Raw genomic sequence first — 5,193 nt, 5'->3', positions numbered from 1 at the left:
GCGCCCCCCCCGCCCGGACCCGGCCGTTCCAGGTCGTGCCCGGGCCGCTTCCGCCGAAGGTCCGGGCGAGTGGCTCGAGTGACGAAGGGCGTTCCGAGGGTGATCTGCGCAACACTGGGTTTGGTCCTGCCCGGTGTGGGCAGGGCTGGCAGCTTTCCACTGGAAAACGTCATGCAGGAACGGGCCTTCGAGAAACAACGGGGAGATCGCCGTGACCGGTCGGGACTACGAAATCCGCGCAGCAGCAGTGGACCCGCTCGGTCCGCTGCGTGACCCGCAGGAACCGGGCTGCGACGTCTTCCTGACCGGAACGGTCTTCCTCGACATCATCTTCACCGGCCTCGACTCGGCCCCGGTGCGCGGTACGGAGTCCTGGGCCCGGGGCATGGGCTCCAGCCCCGGCGGCGTCGCCAACATGGCCACCGCCCTGGCCCGGCTCGGCCTGCGCACCTCCCTGGCCGCCGCCTTCGGCGACGACCACTACGGCGAGTACTGCTGGGACGCCCTCGAACAGGGCGAGGGCATCGACCTGTCCATGTCGCACACCATCCCCGGCTGGCACAGCCCCGTCACCGTCTCGATGGCCTACGAGGGCGAGCGCACGATGGTCTCGCACGGCCACGAGGCCCCTCCGCCGGCGGGCCCCGGGCCCTTCCCGCAGTGCCCGCCGAGGGCCCGCGCGGCCGTGGCCGCGCTGGGTCCCGGCCGCGGCGAGGAGTGGATCGGCGAGGCCGCCCGGCGCGGCTCGCGGATCTTCGCCGACGTGGGATGGGACGAGAGCGGCCGGTGGGACCTGGGAGACCTGGCCGACCTGGAGCACTGCGAGGCCTTCCTGCCGAACGCGGGCGAGGCGATGCGCTACACCCGGACCGACTGTCCGAGGGCCGCGGCCCGGGCGCTGGCGGAGCGGGTGCCGATCGCCGTGGTGACGATGGGCGCGGAGGGCTCGTACGCGGTGGACGGGCGCACCGGAGAGACGGCACACGTCCCCGGGATCACGGTGGACGAGCTGGACCCGACGGGCGCGGGCGACGTCTACGTGGCGGGCTTCGTGACCGGCACCCTGGCGGGCTGGCCGCTCGCGGACCGGCTCGCCTTCGCCGGGCTGACGGCGGCCCTGTCCGTCCAGGAGTTCGGCGGCTCCCTGTCGGCCCCGGGCTGGCCGGAGGTGGCCCACTGGTGGCGGACCGCCCCGCAGGAGCTGCGCGGCCGGTACGGCTTCCTGGACGACCTGATCCCGCCGGGCTCCACACCGGCCGCCCGGCGCAGGGCCGTACCCACGATCGGCTTCCGGCACTCCGCGTAGCCCCGGTTCGCCGCTGCGGGGCCGAGCGGCCGTACCCCGCAGCCGGGGCGCCCGGGCTGCGGGGCGGCCGGGCGGTAAAACCTCTCGGGGAAGCCGCGCCGGAGACGTACGCTTGGTACTCCGGAGGTCGTCGATCGGCGCGGCCCCTCAGCGGGAGGTATGTGCAGGCCACAGTGCCGGCCCATGACTCAGACACCCACAGCCCACATCCCTGCGCCGGGGCAGGCGCGAGCCCACTTCACCGTTCCGGCCACGCATCCGATGGTGACCGTGCTCGGCTCGGGTGACGTCCTGTTGCGCGTGATCGAGAAGGCCTTCCCGAAGGCCGACATCCATGTTCGGGGCAATCAGGTCAGCGCGATCGGCGAGGCGGCGGAAGTCGCGCTGATCCAGCGACTTTTCGACGAGATGATGCTGGTGCTCCGCACCGGGCAGCCGATGACGGAGGACGCAGTGGAACGCTCGATCGCCATGCTCAAGGCGAACGGCAATGGCGACGGGCCCGCCGAGACGCCCGCAGAGGTGCTCACCCAGAACATCCTCTCCAGCCGCGGCCGCACCATCCGACCCAAGACCCTCAACCAGAAGCGCTACGTCGACGCGATCGACAAGAACACGATCGTGTTCGGCATCGGCCCCGCCGGTACCGGCAAGACCTACCTCGCCATGGCCAAGGCCGTCCAGGCCCTGCAGTCCAAGCAGGTCAGCCGGATCATCCTGACGCGGCCCGCCGTCGAGGCGGGGGAGCGGCTCGGCTTCCTGCCGGGCACCCTCTTCGACAAGATCGACCCGTACCTGCGCCCGCTCTACGACGCACTGCACGACATGATCGACCCCGACTCGATCCCGCGGCTGATGGCGGCGGGCACGATCGAGGTGGCGCCGCTGGCGTACATGCGCGGACGCACCCTCAACGAGGCGTTCGTCGTCCTCGACGAGGCGCAGAACACGACCGCCGAGCAGATGAAGATGTTCCTGACCCGGCTCGGCTTCGACTCGAAGATCGTCGTCACCGGTGACGTCACCCAGATCGACCTGCCGGGTGGCGCCAAGAGCGGTCTGCGTCAGGTCCAGGAGATCCTGGAAGGGCTCCCGGACATCCACTTCTCGCGGCTCACGTCCGAGGATGTCGTCCGCCACAAGCTGGTCGGCCGTATCGTCGACGCGTACGAGAAGTACGACGACAGCCAGCAGGCCCCGAACGGCCACCAGCGGAAGTAGAACCCAGCGCACCATGTCGATCGACGTCAACAACGAGTCCGGAACCGAGGTCGACGAGCAGGCGATCCTCGACATCGCCCGCTACGCGCTCACCCGGATGCGGATCCACCCGCTCTCCGAGCTCTCCGTCATCGTCATCGACGAGGACGCCATGGAGCAGCTCCACATCCAGTGGATGGACCTGCCCGGCCCGACCGACGTCATGTCCTTCCCGATGGACGAGCTCCGTCCGCCGACCAAGGACGAGGAGGAGCCCCCGCAGGGGCTCCTCGGCGACATCGTGCTCTGCCCCGAGGTCGCCAAGCGGCAGGGCGAGGAAGCCCCGACGCAGCACTCCATGAACGAGGAGCTCCAGCTCCTGACCGTCCACGGAGTGCTGCACCTGCTCGGCTACGACCACGAGGAGCCGGACGAGAAGGCCGAGATGTTCGGCCTCCAGGCGGCCATCGTCGACGGCTGGCGCGGTGACCGCGGCATGACCGGTCCGTCCCCGGCTCCCACCGTCTCGTGAACGCAGCCCAACTGATCACCGGAGCGGTGCTGCTCGTGGTGGTCGCCTGGTTCGCGGCCTGTGCCGAGTCCGGCATCGCCCGCATCTCCGGTTTCCGGGCCGAGCAGGCCGTACGGGAGGGCCGGCGAGGGAGCGAGAAGCTCGCCCAGGTCGCCGGCGACCCCACCCGCTACCTCAATGTGGCCCTGCTGGTCCGCGTCACGTGCGAGATGGCGGCCGGGGTGCTCGTCACCTACGTCTGCCTCGACGAGTTCGGCGAGAACTGGACCGCGCTGCTCGTGGCGATCGCCGTCATGGTGCTCGTCTCCTTCGTCGCCGTGGGCGTCTCCCCGCGCACGATCGGCCGCCAGCACCCGCTCAACACGGCGACGGCGGCCGCGTACGTCCTCGTGCCGCTGGCCAGGATCATGGGGCCGATCCCGCAGCTGCTGATCCTCATCGGCAACGCGCTCACGCCCGGCAAGGGCTTCCGCAAGGGGCCGTTCGCCTCCGAGGCCGAGCTGCGCGCGATGGTGGACCTCGCGGAGCGGGAATCACTGATCGAGGACGACGAGCGCCGCATGGTGCACCAGGTCTTCGAGCTCGGCGACACGCTGGTGCGCGAGGTGATGGTGCCGCGCACCGACCTGGTCTGCATCGAGCGGTACAAGACGGTCCGTCAGGCGACCACGCTCGCCCTGCGGTCCGGCTTCTCCCGCATCCCGGTGACCGGGGAGAACGAGGACGACATAGTCGGGATCGTCTACCTGAAGGACCTCGTCCGCAAGACGCACATCAGCCGGGAGGCGGAGGCCGACCTGGTCTCCACGGCGATGCGGCCGGCCGTCTTCGTGCCGGACACCAAGAACGCGGGCGATCTGCTGCGCGAGATGCAGCAGGTGCGCAACCACGTGGCCGTCGTCATCGACGAGTACGGCGGCACGGCGGGCATCGTCACCATCGAGGACATCCTCGAAGAGATCGTCGGAGAGATCACCGACGAGTACGACCGGGAGCTCCCGCCGGTCGAGGACCTGGGCGAGGACCGCTACCGGGTCACCGCGCGGCTGGACATCACCGACCTCGGTGAGCTGTTCAAGGTCGAGGCCTTCGACGACGAGGACGTGGAGACGGTCGGCGGACTGCTGGCGAAGGCGCTGGGCCGGGTGCCGATCGCGGGTGCCTCGGCGGTGGTGGACCTGCCGGACGGGCGTCCGCTGCGGCTGACGGCCGAGTCCCCGGCGGGCCGGCGCAACAAGATCGTGACGGTACTCGTGGAGCCGGTGGCCGCGGCGGGGGCCGCGGGGGAGGAGGGGGAATGACCCCGGAGCAGCTGCGCGCGTTCTGCCTGGGCTTCAACGCGGCGGTGGAGGAGTTCCCCTTCACGCCGGAGACCTCGGTGTTCAAGGTGCTGGGCAAGGTGTTCGCGCTGTCGGCGCTGGACGCGGAGCCGCTCAGGGTCAACCTCAAGTGCGACCCGGAGCTGGCGGTGCGGCTGCGCGAGGAGCACGAGGCGATCGTGCCGGGCTACCACATGAACAAGCGGCACTGGAACACGGTGACGGTGGGCGGGCCTGGCGCTCTGCCGGACCGGCTCGTGCAGGAGCTGGTCGAGGACTCGTACGACCTGGTGGTCGCGGGCCTGCCGAGGGCGGAGCGGCTGCGGCTCGACCGGCCCTGACGGTGCACGCGGCCCGGCGGTGGGGTGGTCGTGCGGGGGCGCCGGGGCGCTCCCTATGCTTTCGACCATGACCGACAGCACCGGGATCGACCCCGAGGACAGCAAGATCATCACGCTGGCGCGCAGCGCCCGGGCCCGCAACGCGGTGCCCGAGGGGGCGGCGGTGCGGGACGAGACGGGCCGCACGTACGTCGCCGGGACGGTGGAGCTCGACTCCCTGAAGCTGAGCGCGCTGCAGACCGCGGTCGCGATGGCTGTGGCGAGCGGCGCGCGGTCCCTGGAGGCGGCGGCCGTCGTCAGCGCGGCGGACGCCCCGGCGGAGGCCGACCGCGCGGCCGTCCGCGACCTCGGAGGCCCGGACACCCCGGTCCTGCTGGCGGCCCCGGACGGCACCCTGAAGTCCAGCACCCCGGCCGGCCACTAGCCTCCCGGCGGGGTTGCCGACGCCCCTGTACGCCCGGGCCGGATCCAGCCTCGGCCCGGCCACCTTCAGCC

At 71.3% G+C, this 5,193-nt stretch carries 6 protein-coding genes; all 6 read left to right on the top strand.

All coding sequences use genetic code 11. From position 1 onward, the window contains the following. The first annotated feature begins 211 nt into the window (after positions 1–211). The 6 genes from ACWGE1_RS40085 (at position 212) to ACWGE1_RS40060 (ending at position 5,122) form a co-directional block, all read left to right on the top strand. Entirely contained in the window at positions 212–1,306 is a 1,095-nt protein-coding gene (locus tag ACWGE1_RS40085) for a carbohydrate kinase family protein (RefSeq protein ID WP_453425403.1), read from the top strand. A 183-nt stretch (positions 1,307–1,489) separates the two neighbouring features. Continuing rightward, positions 1,490–2,527 (top strand): PhoH family protein, encoded by a 1,038-nt coding sequence (locus tag ACWGE1_RS40080; RefSeq protein ID WP_453425402.1) that lies wholly within the window; start codon positions 1,490–1,492, stop codon positions 2,525–2,527. Between the two features lie 13 nt (positions 2,528–2,540). After that, positions 2,541–3,038: an rRNA maturation RNase YbeY gene (ybeY, locus tag ACWGE1_RS40075; RefSeq protein WP_453425401.1), complete on the top strand. Its 498-nt coding sequence runs from the start codon at positions 2,541–2,543 to the stop codon at positions 3,036–3,038. Next, positions 3,035–4,339 carry a hemolysin family protein gene (locus ACWGE1_RS40070; protein WP_453425400.1) on the top strand — a complete coding sequence of 435 codons (1,305 nt, stop codon included), beginning with the start codon at positions 3,035–3,037 and terminating at the stop codon, positions 4,337–4,339. The genes ybeY and ACWGE1_RS40070 overlap by 4 nt, the downstream gene beginning before the upstream one ends. Beyond that, positions 4,336–4,698, top strand: coding sequence for an MmcQ/YjbR family DNA-binding protein (locus ACWGE1_RS40065; protein WP_453425399.1), 363 nt, complete (start codon positions 4,336–4,338; stop codon positions 4,696–4,698). The genes ACWGE1_RS40070 and ACWGE1_RS40065 overlap by 4 nt, the downstream gene beginning before the upstream one ends. 67 nt (positions 4,699–4,765) lie before the next feature. Next, a complete protein-coding gene (locus ACWGE1_RS40060) occupies positions 4,766–5,122 on the top strand; it encodes a cytidine deaminase (RefSeq protein WP_453425398.1) in 357 nt (118 codons plus the stop codon). The last annotated feature ends 71 nt before the right edge of the window (positions 5,123–5,193 follow it).

The organism is Streptomyces sp. NPDC054932, assembly GCF_053610205.1.
Note: the sequence above shows the minus strand (reverse complement) of the source record. Positions and strands in the feature narration are given on the sequence as shown.

Coding starts and splice junctions, on each gene's coding strand:
- ybeY (WP_453425401.1), top strand. CDS start 2,541: ATGTCGATCGACGTCAACAACGAGTCCGGAACCGAGGTCGACGAGCAG.
- ACWGE1_RS40080 (WP_453425402.1), top strand. CDS start 1,490: ATGACTCAGACACCCACAGCCCACATCCCTGCGCCGGGGCAGGCGCGA.
- ACWGE1_RS40065 (WP_453425399.1), top strand. CDS start 4,336: ATGACCCCGGAGCAGCTGCGCGCGTTCTGCCTGGGCTTCAACGCGGCG.
- ACWGE1_RS40060 (WP_453425398.1), top strand. CDS start 4,766: ATGACCGACAGCACCGGGATCGACCCCGAGGACAGCAAGATCATCACG.